Genomic DNA, 24,492 nt, shown 5'->3' with positions numbered 1-24,492 from the left:
AAGAATGAAAAGCAACCGGGGTTTTACCCTGATTGAACTGGTGATGGTGATTGTTATTCTGGGCGTCCTGGCCGCCGTGGCCCTGCCAAAGTATGTCAATTTTCAGGATGATGCCAAAAAAGCGGCCGAGCAGGGGGTTGCCGGTGCGGTGCGGGCCGGGATTGCCATCTGGCACTCCACCTACCTGGTCAATGGCGTGGCACCTGCAGGTACGGCCGGTGCTGCCGATTATCCCCTGAGTCTGGATGGCCTTGCCTCTGCCGCCACAGCCGGTTTCTTCGATTATGTTCTGGAGCAGCCCCTTACCTCTGCCGATAAATGGGCGAAGACCAGTATTGCCGGTGCTGCCGATGGTGACACGGAAACCTATACGGGACCGGGAACCCAGGCTGGTTTGGATGTGGATGGTGATGGTGATGCTGACAGTGCCTGGACCTATGACAACGCTGATGGCAGTTTTACGGTGGATTAATCTGAATCCCGGCACTATCCGTTTTTGTGGAAGCTCACATGGCGGTTTGTCACGGTTCGAGGCCGGCCACTGATGGCCGGCGAGCACGGAAGCGGAGGCCGAGTGCTGGCGGTTTGTGAAGCCGGAGATTGCTCAATCTTAAGCGATAACCTGATTTGGAGGTTGTGATGGGCAGCAGGGAGGGGTTTACCCTGATCGAACTGGTGCTGGTGATTGTCATCATCGGCATCCTGGCGGCGGTGGCGGTGCCGAAGTTCATGGGCTTGCATAATGAGGCGAAGATCGCCGCGGCCAAAAGCCAGCTGGCGGCCCTGCGCGAAGGAATCCATATTGCCCATGGCAAGATCCTCGCCTCGGGAGTCAATACGGGTACCGCCGGTGAGAACCCAGACTGGCCGACGCTGGAAGAGGTCCAAAAAAACCGCCTTGATCTTGCCAGCCGCCCCCAGACGATCCGCTACTATCAGATTATCGAATCGGATAAACAGGCCGGCAATCGCAACGAAAGTCTGCCGGAGATCATCCTGCCGGATATGACCGTCGGCATGAGCAGCAACGCCCGGGCGGTTCGGGACGCCAGCATGGCTGATGCCTTCTACGACCCCCGGCGGGCCGATGAAAGCAGCGGCTGGGCCTATTATCCGGGGGATGAGAACAACACCTTTGACCGCATGGAAGATGCGGTGATTTATCTCAACGACGATCGTCCCGGAACTGACAATGCCGACGGGGCCGGGGTGCGGCCCAGCAATTGGTGATCAACAAACGATATGTCTCGTTCACCGTATATCTTACGCTGTGTACCGTAAAAACATGTCTGCCATCGTATTTCAGGATGTGACCAAACGCTATTACCGGGATTTCTGGCATCGAAAGCCGGTAACCGCCTTGAGTGACTTTTCCATGACGGTTGAGGCGGGATCCTGCTTTGCCTTCCTGGGTCTCAATGGGGCCGGTAAAAGCACGGCCCTCAGGGTGCTCATGGGATTGACCGCCCCGGATGCCGGGGGGGCTGCCATCACTGTTGATGGATCTCGAACCCACCCGCTGAGCAGGGTGGGTTTTTTGTCTGAGGGAACCCGTTTTTATCCCCATGTCAGTGCCCTGGCACTGTTAAAGACCGCCGCCCGCCTCAGTGGTGTGGGGGCTGCGGACGCTGACCGGCGAGCACTGGAGTTGTTGGCGTTTGTCGGTCTGGAGGGGATTGGCGGACCGGTGAAGAATTTTTCCAAGGGCATGCGGCAGCGTCTGGGGTTGGCTCAGGCATTGGTCAACGATCCCCGGTTGCTGATCCTAGATGAACCTTTCAGCGGCCTGGATATTGCCGGCCGCCGGGAGATGCTCGAACGTCTCCAGCTGCTTCATGACCAGGGAACAACGATTTTTTTCTCTTCCCACCTGCTCAGCGATATCCAGCAGCTGGCGACCCACTGCGGCATTATCCATCAGGGCCGCACGTGTGGAACGTATCGGGTGGCAGCTCTTGGGTTGCCTTTGGAGGAGTTCTTCCTCCAGACGATCGGGCAGTAGGGCGATGCCATGGGAGCTGTAGGTCGCATAGCCGCCGTCACTGCCCGCGAAATCATCGGTGAACGACTGTTTGTCTCCGTCTTTGGCGGCTCGCTGATCATTCTCCTGCTGTCGCTGGTGGTTGCGCCGCTGCAGATCGGCGAACAGCATAAACTGTTCTATGATCTGGGAATGGCCTTTGCGGCCTTTTTCCTGCTCCTCTATGTGCTGCTGGTGGGTGCCCAGCAGGTGGCCGGCAACCGGGAAAACGGCGGTTTGGTCTGGCTTCTAACCAGGCCGGTCCAGCGCTGGCAGGTGCTGCTGGGCATCTTCCTGGCCCTTGCCGGGGTGGGCGCCTGCAGCCACCTGTCTTTGACTACGGTATTTTTTGTCCTGCTCTCCATGGTCGGTGAGCCGGTAACGACCGGCTTCCTGGTGGCGGCTCTTTTTCTGTATCTGAAATATCTCCTGCTGTTGGGGATTGTTGTCCTGCTGTCCACCTTCTGCTCGCAGTTTGCGGCGATCTTCCTTGCGCTGCTGCTGTTTGTCGGCGGCCATGGAACGGTGCTGTTCTCCGAGGTTGGCGGGCAGGTCGGCGGCCTCCTGGGTCTGGTGGGTCTTGGCATCTATCATCTGCTGCCTGATTTTGGTGCCTTTCAGTTGGCCTCGGCAGCCTTTCATCAGCAGCTGCCGTCCTCATCATCTCTGGTGCGGCTGGCGATCTATTCCTTAGCTTACCTGACCGCTGTTCTGGTGCTGGCCTGCTGGCGTTTTGCCCGCAGTGATATTTCTTGAACTTTAGGTAGTGGAGATGGCCAAACGGTTTTTTTCCTGCTGCATCTTGTGTCTCAGTGCCCTGGCGGTTCTGGCCGCCCATCGGGGGATTCAGACTGATTGGCAGCACCAGACCCTCAGTGCCCAGGTGAGCATCCTGCCCCACAAGACGGTGCTGAAGACCCTGGCTCTTGATGGCCGGTCGGTGGTGGCTGATTACCTCTGGCTCACCGCCCACCGCCGTCTGCAGCAGCCTGAACCCCTGGCACCGGGGGAGAAAAGCCGGGAATTCTATCTCTTTGATGCCATCACCGACCTGGATCCATCTTTTTATCTGGTCTATCTCTATGGGGCAACGCTCCTCGCCGGTCCCCAGTATCGCGGTGATCGGGATGGCGGCGAAGCGCTGCTCAAAAAAGCCTGCCGGGCATTTCCCGACCGGTGGATTTTCCCTTTTCTGCTGGGGATGCTCTATTATGAGGTGGATAGCCGGCCGGACCAGGCGATGCTTTATTTTTCCCGGGCCCTGGAAACGAACCGGCCACCGATCTTCCTGGTTGATTTCATTGCCCTGCTGCACCGCAGGATACGGGGACAAGAGGTCACCATGGCCGACTATCGGCAGTTGTATGACCGCTGTAGTGATGAGACTCTGAAACAGTATCTGGCGGACCTTATGTCAGCCGCCGATGGAGGGTCTCCATGAACCCCGGGAGAGGTCAGAGAATATCAACCCAGTCTGCGTTCACCTTGGTGGAGCTGATCATGATCATCCTGGTGATCGGCGTCCTGGCTGCCGTGGCGGTGCCCAAGTTCAGCCATACAGGGTTTGAGCTGGAGGGCGCCGGCCGGCGTTTTGCCGATGATCTGCGCTATTGTCAGGAATTGAATCTGATTCGCAATGGCGAGCAGTGGCGTCTGGGGTTGGCGGCGGATCACTATTGTATTTGGCGGGATGACAATGGCAACGGTATCCGCGAGGCAGGTGAATCCTATGCCGAACAGCCCATGGATCGCCAGGATTTTGTGGTTTTTTACAACCGCCTGCGCCTTGATGGTATTACTTCGAGTCCCGCCGTCACCAGCCTCGGTTTTACCGGCCGGGGGCAGCCGGACTATCCCGGCTGGTCCTATGCCGGGGTGGATTTTGTCTTGAGCCGCGGCGGCAGCTCCATCACCCTTCACCTGGAAAGCGTCACCGGTTATGTCTATTAGCAAACGGTCGGGGTTTACTCTCATTGAAACGGTGATCTTTGTCCTCGTCCTGGCAGTTGCCGCCGGCGGGGTAATGGCTCTGTACAGTAACATTGTGCGGCGCGGTTCAGATCCGCTGGTCCGCCAGAAGGGGATTATCCTGGCCCAGGAGCTGATGGACGAAATTCTCAGCCGGCGCTGGGACGAACGGACCCCCAATGGCGGCGGCTGCCTTGATGCCTGTGACGGGGCGGCGAAGGATGGCCGCAATGACAGCGGCAGCTGCGGCATCCCCTGCGACTGTGATCCGGCCTGCAATGATGATGACGCCTCGGCCATCGGGCTGGATGCCGGCGAGGGCGCGGTGGGTCCCCGCCAGGAATGGGACGATGTTGATGACTATGACGGCCTCCTGGAGGATAATGGCAATGCCGCCGCCGGTGATGACCTGGCTGATCAGCAGGGAACGCTGCTTGCTGGAGCCGCCAACTTCAGCCGTCAGGTTGAGGTGATGTATGCGGTAATCAGCGGCGGTTCGGGAACTGCCGGTGATCCCTATACTTTTGCTGTGGCCGGCAACGGCCGGGGCAGTCAGGATCCCGACAACAGCTGCGGCGGGTCTTCGCCGCGGACCAACTTCAAACAGATAACCGTGATCGTAACGACCCCGAATAATGAGCCGATCACATTGGTCAGCATCAAAGGCAACTATTGATGGCTTCGTAACAACTCAATTTTCTTCGTTAAGCGGTAACCTTTGTCACTGTGGTGTACTGTATAGGCAGCGGGATGAAAAAACAGCAAGGTGGCTTCACCCTCATCGAAATGGTCATCGTCATTGTCCTGCTGGGCATTGTCAGTCTGGTGATCGGCCAGATTATCAATGCCGCCGGCCGTGGCTACCGGACCAGAGGAGTGATGAAATCGCTGCAGTCGGGCGGCCGGCTGGCGATGATGCTGCTCGAGCGGGAACTGCGCCACGCGGTGCCCAACTCGGTCCGTATTTCAGCCGGAGGCGAAGCCCTTGAATTCGGCCGGACGGCCTATGGCGGTTCCTATAATGCCATTACCGGTGCCGTTCTCCACGTTGATGACGATCTCAGCGGCCGGAATTTCAGTGGCATGTGGTTGGTGATTTACAACACCGGTACCAGTGATTTTTATAGTGGCGGCAGCCGGTTTCCCATTGTCACCAATACGGCTGACCGGATTACCTGCGGCGGAGTTATCAGCCGTTCCTCCCCCGGCCAACGCTATTATGTTTGTGACTCGGCAATCAAAGTCAGTCGCAACAGTGATGCACTGCTGTACTATTCTGGTTACGAGCCCGGCGCTGGTGAGGATCATGGCCAATTTCTCTGTCGGCAGGTTGCGGCGATCCGGTTTGTTCTGCAGCCGGGGACCCTGGCTGCGGAACCGGCCGTGGCGGTGACCTTGAGTCTGGCGGAGAAGTCTCTGCCATTGGTCCTGAACCACCGCATACGATTGGTGAATTTCCCCTGAAATGTGACTTTTGGTAAAGTTTCCCCGGCCTTTATGCGAAGGGAAGGTAATAAGATGAACAGATGTATCTGGTGGGATACCCGGGGTGTTTCCCTGATTGCTGCGGTGTTCATGATCCTCATCCTGTCATTTTTGGGCCTGGTGATGCTGGCCATGAGTACCCTGGCCGACAAGGAGTCCACCAATGAGCTCTTCTCAACCCGGGCCTATTACGGTGCCTGTGCCGCCGGCGAGGTGGCGGTTGTCATGCTGGATCAGGGTGTTATTGCCGGCCCGGGAGAAACCCATATGCAGTTTGACCAGTCACGTGCGGTTGTTGCTTGCCGGCAGGATGCCCCTGGTTACTGGCAGCTCACGGCAACCGGTACCGGCGGCAATGAGAGCACGTCCGATTATGCCCGGCGGTCGATGGTGATCAAATTCAAAAAGTGAGGTGGATGTTATTTTCTTTATCCTCTGTGTCTCTGTGGTGAAAAAAGATGTTTTCACTTGGCAGTAAAAAAGATCAGCTGCTGGCCCTCGATTTCGGGCCAACCTCGTTGAAGATGGTGCTCATGCGCCGGCTGAAAAAACGGTCTCTGGTGGAGGATATCCTCTTCTACCCTTACGGGGAGGAGGCTCCAGCCTTGAAAGATCCGCAGTCAGAGGGGTTTTTTTCGCAGATCATCACCAAAGCGCTGTCCGCTTACGTCAATAAGGGAATCCCGGTTGCCATGTCCCTGCCTGCAGAGCTGGTGAGCCGTCAGGAGCTGACGCTGCCTCTGATGGCTGGAAAAGACCTGCCCCAGGCCATCTACTGGGCTTTGAAGGAAAAAATGGCGCAGTCGCCGGATATTTTTCAGCGGGATCATCTGCTGCTCGGGGCACGAAAACAGGGGCACCAGGAACTTCAGCAGGTGAGGGTCTACCTGGCAAAGCAGGATGATATTATTCGTCTGGAAACCTTTTTTGAACGCCTGGGCTTGTCCATCCAGTGTCTGGAACCAGAAGAGATGTCCCTGGCCGCTGCCCTGCACCATTGTCCGCCGGCGGTTCTGGAAGCAAACCCGGTGCTGGTCAATCTCGGTGGTGATGGAACGACCATTGCCATTATCAGCGATTCCTTGCCCCTCCTCACCCGTTGGCTCGCCATTTCCACCCGTTCATGGGTGGCGTCGCTGGTCCTCCATAAAGGTTTTGAACCAAAGCTGGCTAGCCAGCTCATTCGTGAACACGGGGTCAGCTTCTATCGCCACCGGTTTGACAAGCTGGCCGAGGGGGAATTGCAGGAAGCGGTTTTTAACTCCCTCGAGTCGGATATGCAGCAGCTGGCTTTGGAGATTCACCGGACTACCGATTATTTCCAGAGTACCATGCACAAGGGAACTGTGGGGCAGGTGGTATTGACCGGCGGTGGTTCGCAGCTGCCAGATCTGCCACATTATCTGGGGGAAACCCTAGGAGTCGCCTGTGCGACCTATGATCCCTTGGCGAAGCTTGATTTTTCCGCTTTCAAAGGAGATGAAGAGCAACTCAACATCTGCCGCCAGCAGGCGTCCCGGTTTACCGTTGCCGTCGGCCTGGCGCTGCAGGGATAGCCTAAAGCGAACAGTATGCAGCGGATAAATTTATCGACGAACAAAAGATCTGCCGGCCATTCCGGCATCTCTCCACGGCTGGTTGCCGGTGTCCTGCTGGCCGTGATGCTTCTGATAATGGGCGGCAACTATCTGCTGCTACGCCATAAGGCTGCTCTTCGCGTTGCCGAACTGACAAGGCTCAAAGCACGGCATACCGTGCTGCAGGAGGAGTCCCGTACCTACCAGCAGCTCCTTGATAAGGTGAAGGAGCTGGAGGAACAGTTTGCCAGGACGCAGCAGAAGCTCCAGCTAGCTGAAGGGATCAAGAGCCAGCGTCGTGACTGGTATCTTATTGTGGCGGCCATCAGCCGGCAGGTGCCGGAAGGAGTTTGGCTGACGGAAATTAAGTCGGCTGGCCGGCAGGTGCTGCCGGCAGCAGCGGGTGATGCCGCCGTGCCTCAGGTTTCGGTAACCATTGCTGGCCGGGCTCTGGGCAGCGCCGCCATCGCCGGCTACCTGGAAAATCTCCAACGGGAATCTGATGTCCTGGCGGCGGTTGATTTTTCCGAAGTGACCCGGGTTGCCGCCGATGATCATGCCGGCATTCCGGCTCACTTCGCGTTCGTCATTTCCTGCCTGCTGAAATAAGCACAAACCTTTTTCCTGCATAATACCTTGGGTGGCAAGAAGAGATGCATGGCAAAAATATCCTGCTTTTTTTTCTCCTGACTTTCTTGGTCATGGTGTTGTCGTCGGTGTCCTCGGCGGCCCCGCCTGTCTCGCATCTGCCATTACCGGACTACCATTATGCGGAATGCCTTGGTACTGGTGCTGACCTGCCCTATGTTGATCTCGGCAATGATGCCCTTTTTAATCCCGGTGCCGGCGACTGGTCGGTTTCGGTCTGGTTCAAGTGGGATGGGAGCGGCGGCGACCAGGTTGTGTACAGCAAAAGCGGGCTCTATGAAGCGTGGGTAGCCGGCGGGACCTTTTATTTCCGCTGGTCGCCGGCGGCAAGCGACACCCCAGCGTTTGCGGTTGCTGTAGATCAGTGGACCCATGCAGTGATAACCTATGATGGCAATAAATTCCGGGCCTTCAAAAACGGTAGTCTGGTAGGGCAATATAATGACAAAGGGAGTATGGGCACCAATGGTGAAAGCCTGATTCTTGCCGCCCGGGCCGTTGGTTCGGGGTATGGCGACATCTTCAGCGGCCAGCTTGATGAGTTCATGCTCTTCTCCCAGGCGCTAAATCCGAGTCAAGCGGGACAACTCCATACGGCTCAACTGGCCGCCGGGCTGTGCTCGAGCAGTGCCGTAGACCATTTTACCCTTGCCGATGAGGATGACGATCGGCAGGCCCTGGCCTGCCGGGCGGAACTGATCACCATCCAGGCGAAGGACAACGCCGACAGCCTGCTGACCGGCTACCTGGGAACCACGAGCATCAGTGCCGACAACGGCGGGGTATGGTATGACCAGCTGAGCGGCTATGTCAATGACGATCCGCCGGCCGGCAGCTGGAGCGATAACGGCAGCGGTACGGCGAGCTATACCTTTGCGGCCGCCGACAACGGCCAGATCAAGCTGTGGCTGAGGAACAGCAGCATTCCGGCCGCCGGTGACAGTGAAACTGTCCAGATCGGCGTGGCTGACGGCGCTGCCCTCGGCAGTCTGGCGGTCGACTATTACAAAGCGGGATTTTCTTTTGTCTGGGATGACCCGGGGCTGACCACCCAGATTGCGGCAAAACCTTCCGACCAGGGCTGGAATGCCCAGGCAGTCTTTCTCCAGGGTGTGCGGGTGAATCCGCTGACTGGCGCCTGCGAAACCTTGCTCCAGGGAACAGTTGATGTCGAGATGCGGATTCTCTACCTGGATCCGGCGGTTGGTGCCGAGCCGCTGCAGGTGAACGGCACCGGGGTGGATGAAAGCTGGACCGCGGTCGAGCTGGATTTTACCGATGGCGAGGCGCTTCTGGTCTTTCAGTATGATGATGCCGGCCGCCTCCAGTGGGACGTTCGCTATGACAGCGACGGCGATGGGGTCTATGACATGCTGGGGGTCAATATTCCTGACCTGATTGTCCGTCCCCTGGGGTTTGAGGTCTTTACCACCACCAACGGCTGGCAGGCAGCCAGCAGCGCTGATAGCTCGGTATTTGTCAGCGCCGGCGCCCCCTTTAATCTTTCCGCCCGGGCGGTATCCTGGCAGAGCGCCGACGACAGCAATGCTGACGGGATTGCCGACAGCGGCACCGATCTGTCTGATAATCCAGTGACCGGCAATTATCAGGCCGTTGGCGTGGCGATCAGCCACCTGCTGCTGGAGCCGGCGGCCGGCAGCGCCGGCAGTCTGGGAACGACGACGCTGGATTTTGCCGGCGGCCTCGGGACGATTGCCAACCAGACCTTCAGTGAGGTGGGTATTGTTGCCGTTACCGTAAGTGACAGCGACTACCTTAGCTCCGGGGCTGGGATTACCGGTACCAGCACCCCCATCGGCCGTTTTACTCCCGACCATTTTGCCGTCCAGTCGACGGTGGCGACCTTGGCACCGGCCTGCGGTGTGTTTACCTATCTGGGCCAGCCCTTCAGCTACCAGGATGTGCCGCAGATTACCATCGCGGCCCAGAATCTTGGCAATGGCGAAACCCTTAATTATAGCGGCGACTACTGCAAGCTGCCGGCGGTGCTTACCCCGGCATATCTCAATAATGTCGCCGGCCGGACCCTGACCGTCACCCCCGCCAGCCTGCCGTTGGCCGCCCTGTCCTCCCAGACCTTGACGGTTGTCGACAGTTTTGTCTACGAGCGGGAAGCGGTGGCTCCCTTTGCCGCCGATTTTGATCTGATCCTGACGGTTGCCGACAGCGACGGGATTCTTTATGGGGTTGACGGTACCTTCAGCATCAACACCATTATTGGTACCGAACTGCGCGCCGGGCGCCTGTTCCTGGGCGATAATTTTGGTCCGGAAACTGAGGATATCAGCGATTCGCCGTTGCTGGTGCAGTACTGGGACGGCACCGGCTGGCTGGTCAATCCCGATGACAGCTGCACCAACGGCATTGGTTTTGATTCCCCGAGGGCGACCGTTACCTCCTTGCCGGAGGTGGTCATGGGCCAAGGCCAGCTGACGGTTACCGCTCCGTCGCCGGCGGCGCCGGAAACAATCACCATCTGTCCACTGCTGCCCTCCTGGCTGAGCTGCTCTGGTACCGACTGCTGCGGGACCTTTACTTTCGGCATCTATCGGGGCAACGACCGGATCATTTTCAAAATGGAAACCCCTGAATAATCAAGCCCGCCGGCCTACCTTGGACTGTCTGTTGTACATAAACGTGTAACTACCGCAAAACGCCTGAAAAACCGGATGATTGGCGAGCATGAGCGTCAACCAGGCTCCAATTGTTTCACAAGTCTGGAACTGTGTGATTTTGATTAAAGTATTTCTCTACAGCGTCGAAAGTGAGTGCATGACTATCTCCATGAAACAACTGGCCAAACAGATTGACCTGAAAAACATCAGCAGGGCGCAGGTTCGTTTTGCGGTGCTCACCTTATTTTGCCTGGTGATGGTGGTCTATGGCTATAAAAACCTGCTGGTTGCTCCTCTACAGGCAAAGATGGCGGCCACCGACCAGCAGATTCAGCATTTGGAGTTGGATATCCAACGGCTGCCCCAGGTTGTCGGACGGGCTGACCTGCAGGCCAAAAAGGTTGCCGCCCTGAAAGATAATATTGCCGCAAAACAGGAGACTCTCAGGTCTTTCCAGCAGCAGATGGCCACCGAACAGGATATCGCCAGGGTGGTAAAAACCCTGGCGGTGACGGCTGCGCCGGAAAACTTTTCCCTCCAGGTACTGCGCAAAAAACCGGCTGTGGAACAGGAAGACTATCGGGTTCAGCCATTTGAGGTTGGTTTCCAGGCCGACTATGACCGGATGGCCGACTATCTGAAAACCTTTTCCCAGGTTGAGAAACTGTACGCCATCAGTGATGTCCGCATTTTTAGCCGGCGGGAAATCCTGCCCCGGGTTGAAGTCCAGCTGGGGATCAACAACTTTTCCTTTTTTTGATGGACCTCAATTATCAGGTTGCCTGTATGACTGTTGCGAGAAAATTTTCAAGTTTGCTGATCGGGCTGTTGCTGGTTGCCGGCGTGCTGCCGATTCCTGGTGCCTGCTTTGCCGCAGATCTCATGGTTGATCAGCAGCTGTACGAGCGGAACCCATTTATTCCCCTGCTGGTGGAACGGCGGACGGACGCGGCGATCATGCCCGATGGTCTGCGGCCGTCAGCAGCAGAAGAGTTTTCCCTGCCTCCCGATCTGAAGCTGAAGGCGGTGATCAGGAGTGGGGTGCAGATCAAGGCGATTGTCGGCAACCAGCTGGTTGTTTCCGGCGATATGGTGATGGGGTTCAAGGTTGCCTCGGTGCAGCCTGAGCGGGTCATCCTGCTGAAAAATGGCCACCTCATGGAGTTGACCCTGCTGCCCATGGTCAGCAACGGCGAAAGCTTTACCATCAGTGCCGGTGGCAAAAGCCCTGAAGAGGACAGATTGTAATGTTTCAGGCAGACGATATCCTCCAGGTGCCGGGATCCTCTCGTGGCCAGGAATGGACAGCTATGCTCCGGTCTGACAACGGATGTTCCGTGACTTTTTGGAATGTACTATGAAAAAAACCATTGTTTTTCTGCTCATCCTGCTGCTGGCCACCGGCTTCCTGCAATGGAGTGCTGTTGCGGCCGAAGATGGGCTGCCTGTTGACCCGCTGCAGAAGCGGATAACCCTTGAGTGTCGCGAAACCGGTCTGCAGGATATCCTCCGGGCGCTGGCGGCCGAAGCTGGGATCAACCTCATCCTCGGTGCTGAAGTGCCGGCGGCCACCGTGTCGCTCAATTTTCATGATATCAGCATTGAAGGGGCGATGGGTGCCATCCTGGCGTCCCACAACCTGGGGGTCATCCGGGAAAAAGAGGTCTACCGGGTGGTCAATGTCGATGAGATTGTCGAACTGGGCGAGGATCTGACTACCGAATATATCTCCCTCAACTACAGCAAGGCGGTAGATGTGGTTGCTCAGGTGGAGTCGCTGCTCTCCTCCCGCGGACGCCTGCGGGCCGACAGCCGTACCAATACCCTGATGGTCCGCGATACGCCGAGCTATATCGAACAGGTCCGGCAGCTGCTGGCAGTGCTGGATATCCCCACGCCGCAGGTGATGATTGAAGCCCGGATTGTCACTGCCTCCAACAAGGCGGTCAAGGAGCTGGGAATCCAGTGGGGTGGTTCCTACAGCGATACCTTCGGCAGCGGCAACCGTAAAACTTTTTCCGCCGGCGGCAGCACCGATGCCGGCAGCTTTGCCGACACGGCGATCAACCTGCCGACTCCGGCAGCCTCCTCGGCCATCACCTTCGGGATCAGCAAGCTGGATTCCTTCAGCTTCAATGTTCGCTTGACGGCCCTGGAGGAGAAGGATATGATTAAAACCCTCTCTAATCCGCGGGTGATGGTGCTCGACAACCACCGGGCAAAGATTGGCCAGGGGAAGGAAATTCCCTATAAATCATCGGATGTAGACAATCCGGACACGGAATTCAAGGAGGCGGAACTGAGCCTGGAGGTGGTCCCCCATGTTACCAAAAACGGGGAGATTACCTTGGAGCTGCAGATTAAAAATGACAGCCAGGGGGAAAACACCGGCCAAGGGGAGCCGATTATCAATACCCAGAATGTCAATACCACTCTGCTGATTCAGGATGGCGCAACGGCAGTGATCGGCGGCATCATCCTCAGCAACAATATCCAGCAGAAGGACGGGGTGCCGGGCCTCTCCAGGGTACCCTTGTTTGGCAACTTGTTCAAACATGACCTGGATGATGTCGACCAGGGTGAACTGATCGTCTTTATTACGCCTACTATCGTTAAAAGATGATAAAAGAACGCTGTACGGTAAACGGTATAAGGTGTACGGTGACTTGTTGAGTAAAAGGCTGAAAGAAGCCGAAGTTTTGCTCATCAGAGTTTTAACCTTTAACCTTTCGCCTTTAACCTTATATTGTTTACCATTTTTTTTATGTCCTTTGATGCCCAGTTGACTATCCTTGTTGTTGGCCTCATGCTTGCAGCCCTGGTTTTTGAGCTGCTGGCACCTGATGCCATCCTCTTTGCCGCCTTGGGGGTGTTGTTGCTGACCGGGGTGCTGACGCCCCAGGAAGCGCTGGCCGGCTTTGCCAACAAGGGCATGCTGACGGTCGCCCTCCTGTTTATCGTCGCCTACGGCGCCCAGTCATCGGGAATTCTGGAACTGTTCGCCGATCGGGTTATGGGGCGCGGCAAGGGTCTGGGCCGGCGGGCGCTGCTCCGGATGATGGTGCCGGTCAGCCTGCTTTCCGCCTTTTTAAATAATACCCCCATTGTCTCCATGTTTGTCCCGGCGGTCAGCGAGTGGGCCCAGCGCCACCGGCTGCCGCCCGGGAAATACCTGATTCCCCTTTCCTATGCCGCCATTCTCGGCGGCACCTGTACCCTGATCGGCACCTCCACCAACCTGGTGGTCAACGGCATGATGATTAATGCCGGCGGTCGTTCCCTGGGACTTTTCGAGCTGGCGCGGGTGGGTATTCCCTGTGTGGTTGTCGGTCTGCTGTACATCCTGGCATGGGGATATTTTATCCTCCCTGTCCGGATGTCCGAGAATGAGAATGGCAACGGCCGGGACTATCTTTTTGAGATGCAGGTAGCGGTTGATGGCCCGTTGGTGGGCCGCACTGTTATTCAAGCCGGCCTGCGCCATTTGAATCTTCTCTATCTCAGCGAGATAATCCGCGGCGAGAAAACCATCGTGCCGGTAAAACCCAGTGAAATACTGCAGGCCGGTGACCGGCTCTGTTTTGTCGGGGTTGCCGACGGTGTGCCGCAGCTGCGGAGGATTAAAGGCCTGGTACCGGCTGAAGATCAGGACTGGAGCTGGTCCAGCCGCCGCGGTGCTCCCGGCGGCATTCTGGAAGCGGTGGTTTCCCGTTCCTCGCCCATGTTGGGGAAAACCATCAAGGAGGGCAATTTCCGCGGCCATTATGATGCGGCGGTGCTGGCGGTCCGCCGGCATGGCGAGCGGATCAAAAGCGGCATCGGCGGCATTGTCCTGAAACCGGGGGACAGCCTGCTGCTACTGGCCGGCGGCGATTTTCTCGCCCGCTGGAGCAATGCCCGCGACTTTTACCTGATCAGCAAAGTGACGGACATGCCGGTGGTCGATCGCCGGAAAAGTATGGTATCTCTCGGGGCCTTGATACTGATGGTCCTGCTGGCGGCCTTTGGTGTGCTGGATATCTTTCGGGCGGCGATTCTGGCGGTGTTGGTGCTGCTCATCAGCCGGGCGATTACCGTCGTCGAGGCCCGGCGGTCTCTTGAACTTAATGTCCTGATCGTCATTGCCGCCGCCCTGGGGATCAGCCAGGCGCTTACCAAAACCGGTGCCGCCTCCTATCTGGCCTCGGGTCTGCTGGACCTGGTGTCGGGGTGGGGAGCGCTGGGCCTGCTGGCTGCCGTCTATCTGGTCACCTCAATCATGACCGAAGTGATTACCAACAACGCCGCCGCCGCCCTCATGTTTCCCATCGCCTGGTCCGCCGCCATCGAAGCAGGCTTTAATCCGGTTCCTTTTGCGGTTGCCGTTGCCATAGGAGCGTCGGCCAGTTTTGCCACTCCCATCGGCTACCAGACCAACCTGATGGTCTATGGCCCCGGCAATTACCGTTTTACTGATTTTCTCAAAATTGGTCTGCCGCTCAACCTGCTGGTTATGATCACCGCCCTGGCCGCCATTGTCATCGGCTGGCAGTTCTGACGGGTGTGATAAAATGAGTTCCTTGTTGACCGGAGAAGTTTATTTAATGGGAAAAATGTGGTATTGACCAGCCGATGAACGAAAATCCCAAAGCAGACAACCTGACCTGGCATGCCGAATTGGTCAGTCGTGAGCAGCGTCGGCTACTCAACGGCCATGGCGCCTGTGTTATCTGGTTTACCGGTTTTTCCGGCTCCGGCAAATCCACCCTGTCCAACCGCCTGGCGGTGGAACTCCATGCCCTGCAGGTGTGTGGCTATGTGCTCGATGGCGACAACCTGCGCCATGGGTTGAACCGTGATCTGGGCTTTTCGCCGGCAGACCGCCGGGAAAACATCCGCCGGGTGGGGGAGGTGGCCAAAATCCTCATGGATGCCGGTCTGATCGCCATCACCGCCTTCATCTCCCCTTATCGGAGCGACCGCGACGCGGTCCGCAGCCTGCTGGCTGCCGGCGATTTTATTGAAATTTTTCTCGACTGTTCCCTAGATGCCTGTCGTGGCCGGGACCCGAAAGGGCTTTATAAAAAAGCCGATGCCGGTGAAATTCCGGAGTTTACCGGCGTTTCAGCGCCCTACGAACCGCCCCTGCAGCCGGAATTGACGTTGAAAACCGATGAGCTTTCGGAAGCAGAGGCGGTGGATGCCATCATTGCCTTTCTACGGCAGCGAAAAGTGATTGGGGCCATGTGAAAGTAATAGTTGTCTCAAGTTGTCATGGTTCCGTCTCCAAGCGGTTTTGGCCGCCGGACAAATCACCTGGATGGTGATTTGCGGCGGACGCCTCGGAGCCGGCCACGGAAGGCCGGCGAGAATGAGCGGGAGACTGAACTATGACAGCTTCTAAAAAGATACTCCCGTTCAGTAAAAAGGATATGAAATAGTTATGGAAAGAAAGTACTCCCTCTCCCACCTGCAGGAACTGGAAGCGGAAAGCATCCACATTATCAGGGAAGTTGCGGCTGAGTTTGCCAACCCGGTGATGCTTTACTCCATCGGCAAGGATTCGTCGGTAATGGCCCGGTTGGCCCAGAAAGCCTTTGCCCCCGGCAAGATTCCCTTTCCCCTGATGCACATCGATTCCAAATGGAAGTTCCAGGAGATGATCACCTTTCGCGATGACTTCTGCCGGCGCCACGACATCGATCTCATTGTCCACTACAACGAGGAGGGCCATCGCCAGGGGATCGGCCCCTTCAGCCATGGCAGCAAGGTCCATACCGATGTCATGAAAACCCAGGCGCTGCTGCAGGCCCTGGACAAGTACGGTTTTGATGCCGCTTTTGGCGGCGCCCGACGGGATGAGGAGAAATCCCGGGCCAAGGAACGGATTTTTTCCTTTCGCGACCGTTTTCACCAGTGGGATCCGAAAAACCAGCGACCGGAGCTCTGGAGCGTCTACAACACCCGGGTCAACAAGGGTGAGAGCATCCGGGTCTTCCCCCTGTCCAACTGGACGGAGCTTGACGTCTGGCAGTATGTCCGGCTGGAAAAAATTCCCATTGTTCCCCTCTACTATGCTGCCGAGCGGGAGGTGGTGGAACGGGACGGCAACCTGATTCTGGTGGATGACGACCGCATGCCCCTTAATCACGGGGAGCAGCCCCAGAAGAGAATGATCCGCTTCCGGACCCTGGGCTGCTATCCGTTGACCGGTGCCATCGAGTCGACTGCTGACACCATTGAAAAAATTGTCGAGGAGATGATGACGGTCACCAAGAGTGAGCGCACCACCCGGGTCATCGATTTCGACCAGGAAGGCTCGATGGAGCAGAAAAAAAGAGAAGGATATTTTTAATGGATATCAGGGAATTTCTTGATCGTGACGAACAGAAGGATCTCTTGCGTTTTCTCACCGCCGGTTCGGTGGATGACGGTAAGTCGACGCTGATCGGCCGCCTGCTCTATGACAGCAAGCTGTTGTATGAAGACCAGCTTTCCGCTCTCCAGCGGGACAGCAAGCGGGTCGGCAGCGTCGGCGGCGAGATTGACTACGCCCTGCTGCTTGACGGCCTCAAGGCGGAGCGGGAGCAGGGGATTACCATTGATGTGGCCTACCGTTATTTTGCCACTGACAAGCGCAAGTTCATTATCGCCGACACCCCCGGCCATGAGCAGTATACCCGCAACATGGTCACCGGGGCCTCGACGGCCAACCTGGCGGTGATCCTGGTTGACGCCCGCACCGGGATCATCACCCAGACCCGCCGCCATACGTTCATTGTTTCGCTACTGGGGATCAAGCACGTTATCCTGGCGGTGAATAAAATGGATCTGGTGGATTTCGACCAGCAAAGGTTCGACGCCATCTGCCAGGATTTTCGTGAGTTTGTCGCCCGGCTGAAAATTCCCGACCTGCACTTCATTCCCCTTTCGGCCCTCAAGGGGGACAACGTGGTGACCCGGTCGACCAACACTCCCTGGTATTCCGGCCAACCGCTTTTGGAACTGCTGGAATCGATCTACATTACCTCCGACCGCAATTTCATCGACTTCCGCTTTCCGGTCCAATACGTGCTGCGTCCCGATGCCAGTTTCCGCGGCTTTGCCGGTCAGGTGGCCTCGGGGGTGGTGCGTCCCGGCGAAGAGGTTTTGATCCTGCCGTCGCACAAAAAATCGAAGGTTAAAGAGATCGCCACCTACGACGGTCCGCTGGACGCTGCCTTCTCCCCTGAGTCGGTGACTCTGACCCTGGAGGATGAAATCGATGTCAGCCGCGGCGACATGCTGGTCCACCCCAACAATATGCCCCGCACGGGCAGATCATTCGAGGCGATGCTGGTCTGGATGGACGAGAAGCCCATGGACCCGGGCACCGGCTTTTTCATTAAGCACACCACCCAGACCACCCGGGCCAAGATCGACCGGGTGCGTTACCGGACCGATGTCAATACCCTGCGCAAAAGCGAGGTCGACCACCTTTCCCTTAATGAGATCGGCCGGGTAACCATCACCACCAGCAGACCCCTTTACTTTGATCCCTATATGAAAAACCGGACCACCGGCAGTTTCATCCTCATTGACCCGGTGACCAACTATACCTCGGCGGTGGGAATGATCATCGACCGGCTGGCCAGTGATCAGCAGCCGGCGGCAAAACCGCTGGGAGCTACTGGCGTTGGCCTGGTGACCCGAGCTGAATGGGAAGCCCGACTCGGCCAGCGGGGCGAGATGATCCGAATCAGCGGTGCAAACCATGAAGAGCGGCAGGCAAAAGCTCGAACCCTGGAGCGTGAGCTGTTCGACCAGGGGAAAATTGCCGTGGTGGTGGATGAAAAAACTGCAGCGGCAGCTATTTTTGCCGATAGTTTGATACAGTACGGTCTGATCGTGCTGCTCATTGAGGAAGAAATTTAGGGGACGTTGTTGACTTACCTTTCGGTAATTTAACAACTCCCCCAATCTCTGATATCTTTTTCCTTATACCATAAACCTTATACCGTAAACCGTCCCCTTATGTGTGGTATTGCCGGCATTGTTGATTTTCGAACAACTGGTTCCCGCGAGGCGCTCCTCCGACGGATGATTGCTCTGCTGCGCCATCGGGGGCCGGAATCGGCAGGGATCTACGAGGATGGGCCGGCCGGCTTGGCCCACGCCCGTCTGAGCATTATCGATTTGGCCGGCGGTGACCAGCCCATCAGCAATGAAGACGGCACCGTCTGGGTGGTGCTTAACGGCGAGATTTTCAACTACCCGGAGCTGCGCCGCGATCTTGAGCGGCGGGGGCACCGCTTTCAGACCGCTTCCGACACCGAGGTGCTGGTGCATCTTTATGAAGACTATGGCACCGACCTTTTTGAGCATCTGAATGGCCAGTTCGGCCTGGCATTATGGGATGAGCCCCGCCAGCGTCTGCTTCTCGGCCGCGATCGGCTGGGAATCCGGCCGCTGTTTTATCACCATGATGGCCACCGGTTGCTGTTTGGTTCCGAGATCAAGGCGATTTTTGCCGAGCCGTCCATTACCCGCCGACTTGATTATCACAGTCTTGGCGATATTTTTACCTGCTGGTCGGCAGTGGCGCCGGCAACGCCGTTTGCAGGCATTCAGCAGCTGCTTCCTGGCCACTGGCTGGAATTTTCTGCTGCCGGGCTGACCACCGGCAGCTACTGGCAGCTGTCTTTTGCTCCCGGACAAGAGCCGGAGCGGCCGCTGGCCGACTGGGCGGACGAATTGGATGATCTGCTGACCGACGCGGCCCGCCTGCGCCTACGGGCTGATGTGCCGGTGGGTGCTTACCTGAGCGGCGGTTTGGACAGTACCTATATCAGCGCGCTGGTGAAAAAAAGGTTCAATAATAGGCTCTGTACCTTTTCCGTCGGTTTTGCCGATCAGCGCTTTGACGAAAGTTCATATCAGCGGCAGGCGGTTGACCAGCTGGGAACCGATCACCGCGCTATCACCTGTACCGACAGCGAGATCGGCGATGCTTTTCCCGCCGTGGTCTGGCATGCTGAAACGCCGATGATCCGGACAGCGCCGGTGCCCCTCTACCTGCTGGCCAAACTGGTGCGCGAGAGCGGTTTCAAGGTGGTGCTCACCGGCGAGGGAGCCGACGAGATGTTCGCCGGCTACAATATCTTCAAGGAAGCCATGGTGCGCCGTTTCTGGGCGAGAAATCCCCAGTCGACCATGCGGCCGCGGCTCCTTGAACGCCTTTACCCCTATGTTTTTTCCCAGGGCGACGGCAAGGCCCGCAGCTACCTCGAAGGGTTTTTTCGCCGCGGTCTGGATGAGTCGGAGAAACCGGCGTTTTCCCATCTCATCAGGTGGCGCAACACCGCCCAGCTGCATACTTTTTTCAGTACCGCGGTGCGCCGGGAGCTTGATGGCCCGGAGCAGTTTGTCGAACGCATGACGGCCCAACTGCCGACCGATTTCATCTCCTGGCCGGCCCTGTCTCGGGCCCAGTATCTGGAGGCGTCGCTGTTCCTGCCGGGCTACCTGCTAGCCGCCCAGGGCGACCGGATGGCCATGGCCCACGCGGTTGAAGGGCGGTTCCCTTTCCTTGATCATCGGGTTGCTGAATTTGCCGCCCGGGTGCCGCCCCGTTTCCGGCTCAACGGCCTGAACGAAAAATTTATTGTCAAAAAGGCGGCGGAAACGGTTATCCCGGCTGCGGTGCTGCAGCGGCACAAGCAGCCCTATCGGGCGCCGATCAGCGGCTGTTTTTTCGGTGAGCGGCAGCCCGACTACTTGGCTGATCTGCTGGCTCCAGAGACCTTGCAGACGAGTAATCTGTTTGATAATAATCGGGTGCAAAGGTTGATTGGTAAATGCCGCCGCCAGGGAGCTGAGCTTGTGAGCGAACGGGAAAATATGGCGGTCGTCGGCATCATTTCAACCCTGCTGCTGGAACAGCAGTTCTGCCGGGAATTTCCGACCACCGATGGCCGGGATATAGAATTAACCAAAAAAATTTCGGGGACAGACCAAGGGGGAACATCATGACGCATCTCTTTCATGTTGTTGCAGGAGTGCTAATTGTTACGGGATCGCTGTGTCTCTTTGCCCAGCCTGCTCGCTGCTCGTCGGCTGATTCTTCTGAGGCGGTCATCATTGACCATCATTGCGTCCATATTGGCAAGATTCCCCTAACTGCGATTGAAAATGCTAAGAAAACACTTCATATTGCTTACGGTCATACATCCCATGGCAGCCAGCTAATTGCCGGGATGACGGGGCTTGATGCATTCATGCATAACAGCCCGCGATATAAAACCCCTCCCGGCTTGTATCTTTGGAATGAAACGGGCAGCGACGGGGCGCTGCACCTTGAAGATAGAACTTTCAGCAAAGAGGGGCATGACCTGGGATATGATGTTGATAAAAAATCATGGCTGCCGCAGAAAAGGCGGACCTCTTGGTGGACCATGACCCGCAACTATCTCGATAAACCGGAGAATGCCGAAATCAATGTGGTTGTCTGGTCATGGTGCAACATCTATGGCCATGATATCGACACCTACCTTACTGAGATGGAGAAGCTGATCAGCGAATATGGCCCCGGCGGCGCCAAAATCCGTTCAGGTCAACGGAAGGTGCCGGTGACCTTTGTCTTTATGACCGGGCACACCAACAACGATACCAAAGACCGGCCAGACGAGAACCAATGGACCTTTGCGGCCAATAAAAAAATCCGTCAGCACTGCCTTAAGAATAACCGGATATTGTATGATTTTTTTGATATTGAATCCTACAATCCTGATGGTGAGTATTTTGGTGATGGGGAATCCAGCGCGGCCGATAACGCCTATGGCTCATATCAGGGTCACCGAAAGCTTGAAGATGATTGTTCTTACAATAATGACCAGGGAGGCAGAGGCAACTGGGCGGATGATTGGCAAAACTCGCATGTCGAAGGGGTTGACTGGTGGCGTTCCGGAGCCGCCCACAGCCGTGATCTGAACGGCAACCTCAAAGGTTATGCTGCCTGGTGGTTGTGGGCCAGATTGGCTGGCTGGGATCCTCGCAAGTGATGTAATCCGATCGCTCTGAACTTTGCACAAGGAGTAAAGAAAATGTCAATAAAGGTAGATATTCGTCTCTGCCAGCGCTGTATTCTGCCCGAGACCTTTCCGGGGATCAGTTTTGATGACCAGGGAATCTGTAATCATTGCCGCCGCGAGGAGAAGAAAGCGGCCAAGGTGCCGGAAAAAAAGGCCGCCTACCGGCAGCGGCTGGATGACCTGATCACTCAGGCGAGGCAGGAAAGTCTGGGATACGATGCCATTATGGCCTACAGTGGCGGTAAGGACTCCAGCTATACCATGAAGCTGCTGAAGGAAAAGTATGATCTGCGGATACTGGCGCTGACGTTTGACAACCACTTCATTTCGCCGGCTTCCCAGGAAAACATCAAGGCGCTTACCGATCAGCTGGATATTGATCATCTCAATTTTACCATCCCCTGGCCGGTCGCCAGGCGCATGTTTGCCTGCACCGCCGGGGAGGATATCTTCCCGGCCCCGACCCTGCTGCGGGCCAGCGCCATCTGCACCGCCTGCATCGGCATCGTCAAAAGCCTGGTGCTGAAAACCGCCCTGGAGATGAACATCCCGCTGGTGGCCTTCGGCTGGTCCCCGGGACAGGCGCCCATCCAGTCGGCGATCATGAAAACCAATCCCACCCTGATCCAGAAGAACCAGGAGGCCCTCAAAAAAGCCTTCCCGCCGGAGATCAGCGGCCGGCTGGAGCAGTATTTCATCCCCGCGGCCTATTATGAGCTGTACGCCGACCGCTTTCCCCACAACATCCACCCGCTGGCCTTTTTCGACTACGACGAGGAGGCCATTAAACTGGAGCTGAACCGGGCTGGCTGGCGGGCGCCGGAAGACACCGACACCAACTCCTCCAACTGTCTGTTGAATGCCTTTGCCAACCAGTGCCACCTGGAGCGCCACGGCTTTCATCCCTATGTCTGGGAGATCGCCAACATGGTACGCCAGGGGGTCATGGATCGGCAGGAGGGTATTGAAAAAATTTATACGGCGCAGAATGCCGATATGGTTGCCTACGCCCGGGAGAAACTGGAACTATGAGTGTGAACAGAGACGAGATCAAAGGGAAAATCAGAGAATTCATTGTCGAAAACTTCCTCTTCGGCAGCGGCGACGACCTCACCGACGACTCTTCCTTTTTGGATGGTGGCATCATCGACTCCACCGGCGTCCTGGAACTGGTGGAATTTCTCGAAGAGGAGTTTGCGATCTCTATCGATGACGAGGAGCTGGTGCCGGAGAATTTGGATTCGTTGAACAATGTGACAGCATTTCTGGAGAAAAAGCTGGGTTAGAACCACAGAGGCCCAGAGAACACTATGCTTATCCATTACTTCCTCGAAGCCAGTACCCGATCCCTCCCTGACAAGGTAGCTCTAGTTCATGAAGAGGTGCGGGCAACCTATCGGGAGATCAACGCTGCTGCCAATCGGCTGGCCCATTGGCTTCTGGCGGATAATGTCCTGCCGGGCGATCGGGTTGCCATCCTGCTGGAAAATTCCCTCGAATATGTAATCAGTTATTACGGCATCCTCAAGGCCGGTGCGGTTGCTGTTCCCCTGAGTACCGATCATAAGCCCGAAAGCCTCAGGCCTCTGCTTGCCGAGCTGGAAGCCAAAGCAATTATTTCCAACAGTCGTTTTGAACGGCTCCTGCAGGCCACCGAGCTGCCGCCTTCCCTGAGCCTGATCATCAGCCAGCCAAAAAAATCCTGGCCTTCCAGCCTCCGGCTGGTTGCCTGGGATGAAGTCCTGGCCGGTGACCAGTCCACCAATCCCGACCTTTCTCTGCCGGCTACCTCACTGGCCTCGATCATCTACACGTCAGGTTCGACGGGGAAACCCAAGGGAGTCATGCTCTCCCACCACAATATCGTCAGCAATACCAACTCCATCTGCAGCTATCTTCAGCTGACGGCCGATGACATTCAGATGGTGGTGCTGCCCTTTTTCTACGTGATGGGCAAATCCCTGTTGAATACCCATGTGGCGGTGGGCGGTCGCCTGATTATCAATAACAAATTTGCCTTTCCGGCTACCGTTCTCCAGCAGATGGCGGCGGAGCAGGTCACCGGCTTTGCCGGCGTTCCTTCCACCTATGCCTACCTGCTGCACCGCTCGCCCCTGAAAAACTACCGGGATAAACTTCCCGCCCTGCGCTACTGCTCCCAGGCCGGCGGGCATATGGCCACTACGGTCAAAGAAGAACTCCGCCGGACGCTGCCGGATCATACCGCCATCGTTATCATGTACGGCGCCACCGAGGCTTCGGCCCGCCTTACCTATCTTGATCCAGCCAATTTTGCCGATAAAATCGAATCCATCGGCAAGCCGATTCCCGGTGTGAGCATGAAAGTGGTGGACGAAAATGGTTTGGAAGTTGCCGTTGGCGAAATGGGTGAACTGGTGGCTACTGGTGCCAATATTGCCGCCGGCTACTGGCGCGACCCGGAAACCACCGCGAAAAAATTCGACCATCAGGGCTATCACACCGGTGACCATGGCTATGTGGATGTCGATGGTTTTTTCCATATCATCGGCCGCAAAGACAATCTGCTGAAAGTGGGCGGCCACCGTATCAACACCCAGGAGATTGAAGATGACCTGCTTGCCGGCGGCCAGGTGGTAGAGGCAGCGGTTGTCGGCCTGCCAGACCCCCTGCTGGGCAACCGTCTTGCCGCCCTGGTGGTGCCGGCCTCACCGGAGGCCACGCGGGAAGCTATCATTGCTGCCTGTGCCGCCAGACTGCCGAAATATAAACTCCCCGCGACCATCAAACTTCTTCGTGCCCTGCCGAAAAAAGCCAGCGGCAAAATCGACCGTGACAAATGCCGTTCCCTGGTGGATTAACCGTGAAATCTGAATCACATTCCTTTTCCCGGCCCCTTACCTATCTTGGTGGTGCTCACTCGGTTATCGATTCTTGCCATTTGTTCCAGGCTCGGCGGTCTGACCGTAATGGTTGGCCCCACGACAATACACCAAGACCATAAAGCCTGCTACCCTTCTCCTGCCGGCGGTGCAGTTATTGACTGTAAAAGTCAAGGACCTTCCTTACAGTTGAGCCTCTTGGGCAAAAGGTGATTTACGCTGCCGAATCGGTCAGTTCAAATTTTTTGT

The 24,492-nt window shown here is 56.8% G+C and carries 24 protein-coding genes; all 24 read left to right on the top strand.

All coding sequences use genetic code 11. From position 1 onward, the window contains the following. Positions 1-4 precede the first annotated feature (4 nt). On the top strand, positions 5-472 hold the full coding sequence (locus tag JXO50_02635) for a type II secretion system protein (protein MBN2331981.1): 468 nt from the start codon (positions 5-7) through the stop codon (positions 470-472). A gap of 167 nt (positions 473-639) precedes the next feature. Next, positions 640-1,230, top strand: a complete 591-nt coding sequence (locus JXO50_02630) for a prepilin-type N-terminal cleavage/methylation domain-containing protein (GenBank protein ID MBN2331980.1) — start codon at positions 640-642, stop codon at positions 1,228-1,230. A gap of 55 nt (positions 1,231-1,285) precedes the next feature. Continuing rightward, entirely contained in the window at positions 1,286-2,002 is a 717-nt protein-coding gene (locus JXO50_02625; GenBank protein MBN2331979.1) for an ABC transporter ATP-binding protein, read from the top strand. A 9-nt stretch (positions 2,003-2,011) separates the two neighbouring features. Beyond that, positions 2,012-2,776: an ABC transporter permease subunit gene (locus tag JXO50_02620; GenBank protein MBN2331978.1), complete on the top strand. Its 765-nt coding sequence runs from the start codon at positions 2,012-2,014 to the stop codon at positions 2,774-2,776. Between the two features lie 16 nt (positions 2,777-2,792). Next, positions 2,793-3,461, top strand: a complete 669-nt coding sequence (locus JXO50_02615) for a hypothetical protein (GenBank protein MBN2331977.1) — start codon at positions 2,793-2,795, stop codon at positions 3,459-3,461. Next, positions 3,458-3,970 carry a hypothetical protein gene (locus JXO50_02610; protein MBN2331976.1) on the top strand — a complete coding sequence of 171 codons (513 nt, stop codon included), beginning with the start codon at positions 3,458-3,460 and terminating at the stop codon, positions 3,968-3,970. Before JXO50_02615 ends, JXO50_02610 begins: the two co-directional genes overlap by 4 nt. Further along, positions 3,960-4,664: a hypothetical protein gene (locus tag JXO50_02605; GenBank protein MBN2331975.1), complete on the top strand. Its 705-nt coding sequence runs from the start codon at positions 3,960-3,962 to the stop codon at positions 4,662-4,664. The genes JXO50_02610 and JXO50_02605 overlap by 11 nt, the downstream gene beginning before the upstream one ends. Before the next feature lie 74 nt (positions 4,665-4,738). Next, entirely contained in the window at positions 4,739-5,452 is a 714-nt protein-coding gene (locus JXO50_02600) for a prepilin-type N-terminal cleavage/methylation domain-containing protein (GenBank protein MBN2331974.1), read from the top strand. Between the two features lie 54 nt (positions 5,453-5,506). Then, positions 5,507-5,884, top strand: coding sequence for a hypothetical protein (locus JXO50_02595; GenBank protein ID MBN2331973.1), 378 nt, complete (start codon positions 5,507-5,509; stop codon positions 5,882-5,884). A 47-nt stretch (positions 5,885-5,931) separates the two neighbouring features. Continuing rightward, positions 5,932-7,029, top strand: a complete 1,098-nt coding sequence (gene pilM / locus JXO50_02590) for a pilus assembly protein PilM (GenBank protein MBN2331972.1) — start codon at positions 5,932-5,934, stop codon at positions 7,027-7,029. Positions 7,030-7,044: 15 nt separating this feature from the next. Further along, positions 7,045-7,659 carry a PilN domain-containing protein gene (locus JXO50_02585; GenBank protein MBN2331971.1) on the top strand — a complete coding sequence of 205 codons (615 nt, stop codon included), beginning with the start codon at positions 7,045-7,047 and terminating at the stop codon, positions 7,657-7,659. Positions 7,660-7,703: 44 nt separating this feature from the next. Further along, positions 7,704-10,313: a LamG domain-containing protein gene (locus JXO50_02580; GenBank protein MBN2331970.1), complete on the top strand. Its 2,610-nt coding sequence runs from the start codon at positions 7,704-7,706 to the stop codon at positions 10,311-10,313. A 133-nt stretch (positions 10,314-10,446) separates the two neighbouring features. Next, a complete protein-coding gene (gene pilO / locus JXO50_02575; GenBank protein MBN2331969.1) occupies positions 10,447-11,094 on the top strand; it encodes a type 4a pilus biogenesis protein PilO in 648 nt (215 codons plus the stop codon). A 26-nt stretch (positions 11,095-11,120) separates the two neighbouring features. Further along, the gene (locus JXO50_02570) at positions 11,121-11,582 is read left to right on the top strand and encodes a hypothetical protein (protein MBN2331968.1); all 462 of its coding nucleotides are present in this window, start codon (positions 11,121-11,123) and stop codon (positions 11,580-11,582) included. Between the two features lie 109 nt (positions 11,583-11,691). Continuing rightward, positions 11,692-12,957, top strand: coding sequence for a type IV pilus secretin PilQ (gene pilQ / locus JXO50_02565; GenBank protein ID MBN2331967.1), 1,266 nt, complete (start codon positions 11,692-11,694; stop codon positions 12,955-12,957). 141 nt (positions 12,958-13,098) lie between these two features. After that, positions 13,099-14,871, top strand: a complete 1,773-nt coding sequence (locus JXO50_02560) for an SLC13 family permease (GenBank protein ID MBN2331966.1) — start codon at positions 13,099-13,101, stop codon at positions 14,869-14,871. Positions 14,872-14,945: 74 nt separating this feature from the next. Beyond that, positions 14,946-15,563 (top strand): adenylyl-sulfate kinase, encoded by a 618-nt coding sequence (cysC, locus tag JXO50_02555; protein ID MBN2331965.1) that lies wholly within the window; start codon positions 14,946-14,948, stop codon positions 15,561-15,563. A 193-nt stretch (positions 15,564-15,756) separates the two neighbouring features. After that, a complete protein-coding gene (gene cysD, locus JXO50_02550) occupies positions 15,757-16,668 on the top strand; it encodes a sulfate adenylyltransferase subunit CysD (protein ID MBN2331964.1) in 912 nt (303 codons plus the stop codon). Continuing rightward, positions 16,668-18,227, top strand: coding sequence for a sulfate adenylyltransferase subunit CysN (gene cysN, locus JXO50_02545; GenBank protein MBN2331963.1), 1,560 nt, complete (start codon positions 16,668-16,670; stop codon positions 18,225-18,227). Before cysD ends, cysN begins: the two co-directional genes overlap by 1 nt. A gap of 99 nt (positions 18,228-18,326) precedes the next feature. Continuing rightward, complete coding sequence (gene asnB / locus JXO50_02540; GenBank protein MBN2331962.1) at positions 18,327-20,324, top strand: asparagine synthase (glutamine-hydrolyzing); 1,998 nt, start codon at positions 18,327-18,329, stop codon at positions 20,322-20,324. Next, a complete protein-coding gene (locus JXO50_02535) occupies positions 20,321-21,352 on the top strand; it encodes a hypothetical protein (GenBank protein ID MBN2331961.1) in 1,032 nt (343 codons plus the stop codon). Before asnB ends, JXO50_02535 begins: the two co-directional genes overlap by 4 nt. A 42-nt stretch (positions 21,353-21,394) precedes the next feature. Continuing rightward, positions 21,395-22,414 (top strand): hypothetical protein, encoded by a 1,020-nt coding sequence (locus JXO50_02530; protein MBN2331960.1) that lies wholly within the window; start codon positions 21,395-21,397, stop codon positions 22,412-22,414. Continuing rightward, positions 22,411-22,668, top strand: coding sequence for an acyl carrier protein (locus JXO50_02525; protein MBN2331959.1), 258 nt, complete (start codon positions 22,411-22,413; stop codon positions 22,666-22,668). The genes JXO50_02530 and JXO50_02525 overlap by 4 nt, the downstream gene beginning before the upstream one ends. Positions 22,669-22,692: 24 nt before the next feature. Next, entirely contained in the window at positions 22,693-24,222 is a 1,530-nt protein-coding gene (locus tag JXO50_02520) for an acyl--CoA ligase (protein ID MBN2331958.1), read from the top strand. Positions 24,223-24,492: the final 270 nt, after the last annotated feature.

This window comes from Candidatus Anaeroferrophillus wilburensis (genome assembly GCA_016934315.1).
GTDB lineage: Bacteria > Desulfobacterota > Anaeroferrophillalia > Anaeroferrophillales > Anaeroferrophillaceae > Anaeroferrophillus > Anaeroferrophillus wilburensis.
This window is presented reverse-complemented; position numbering and strand designations above follow the sequence as displayed.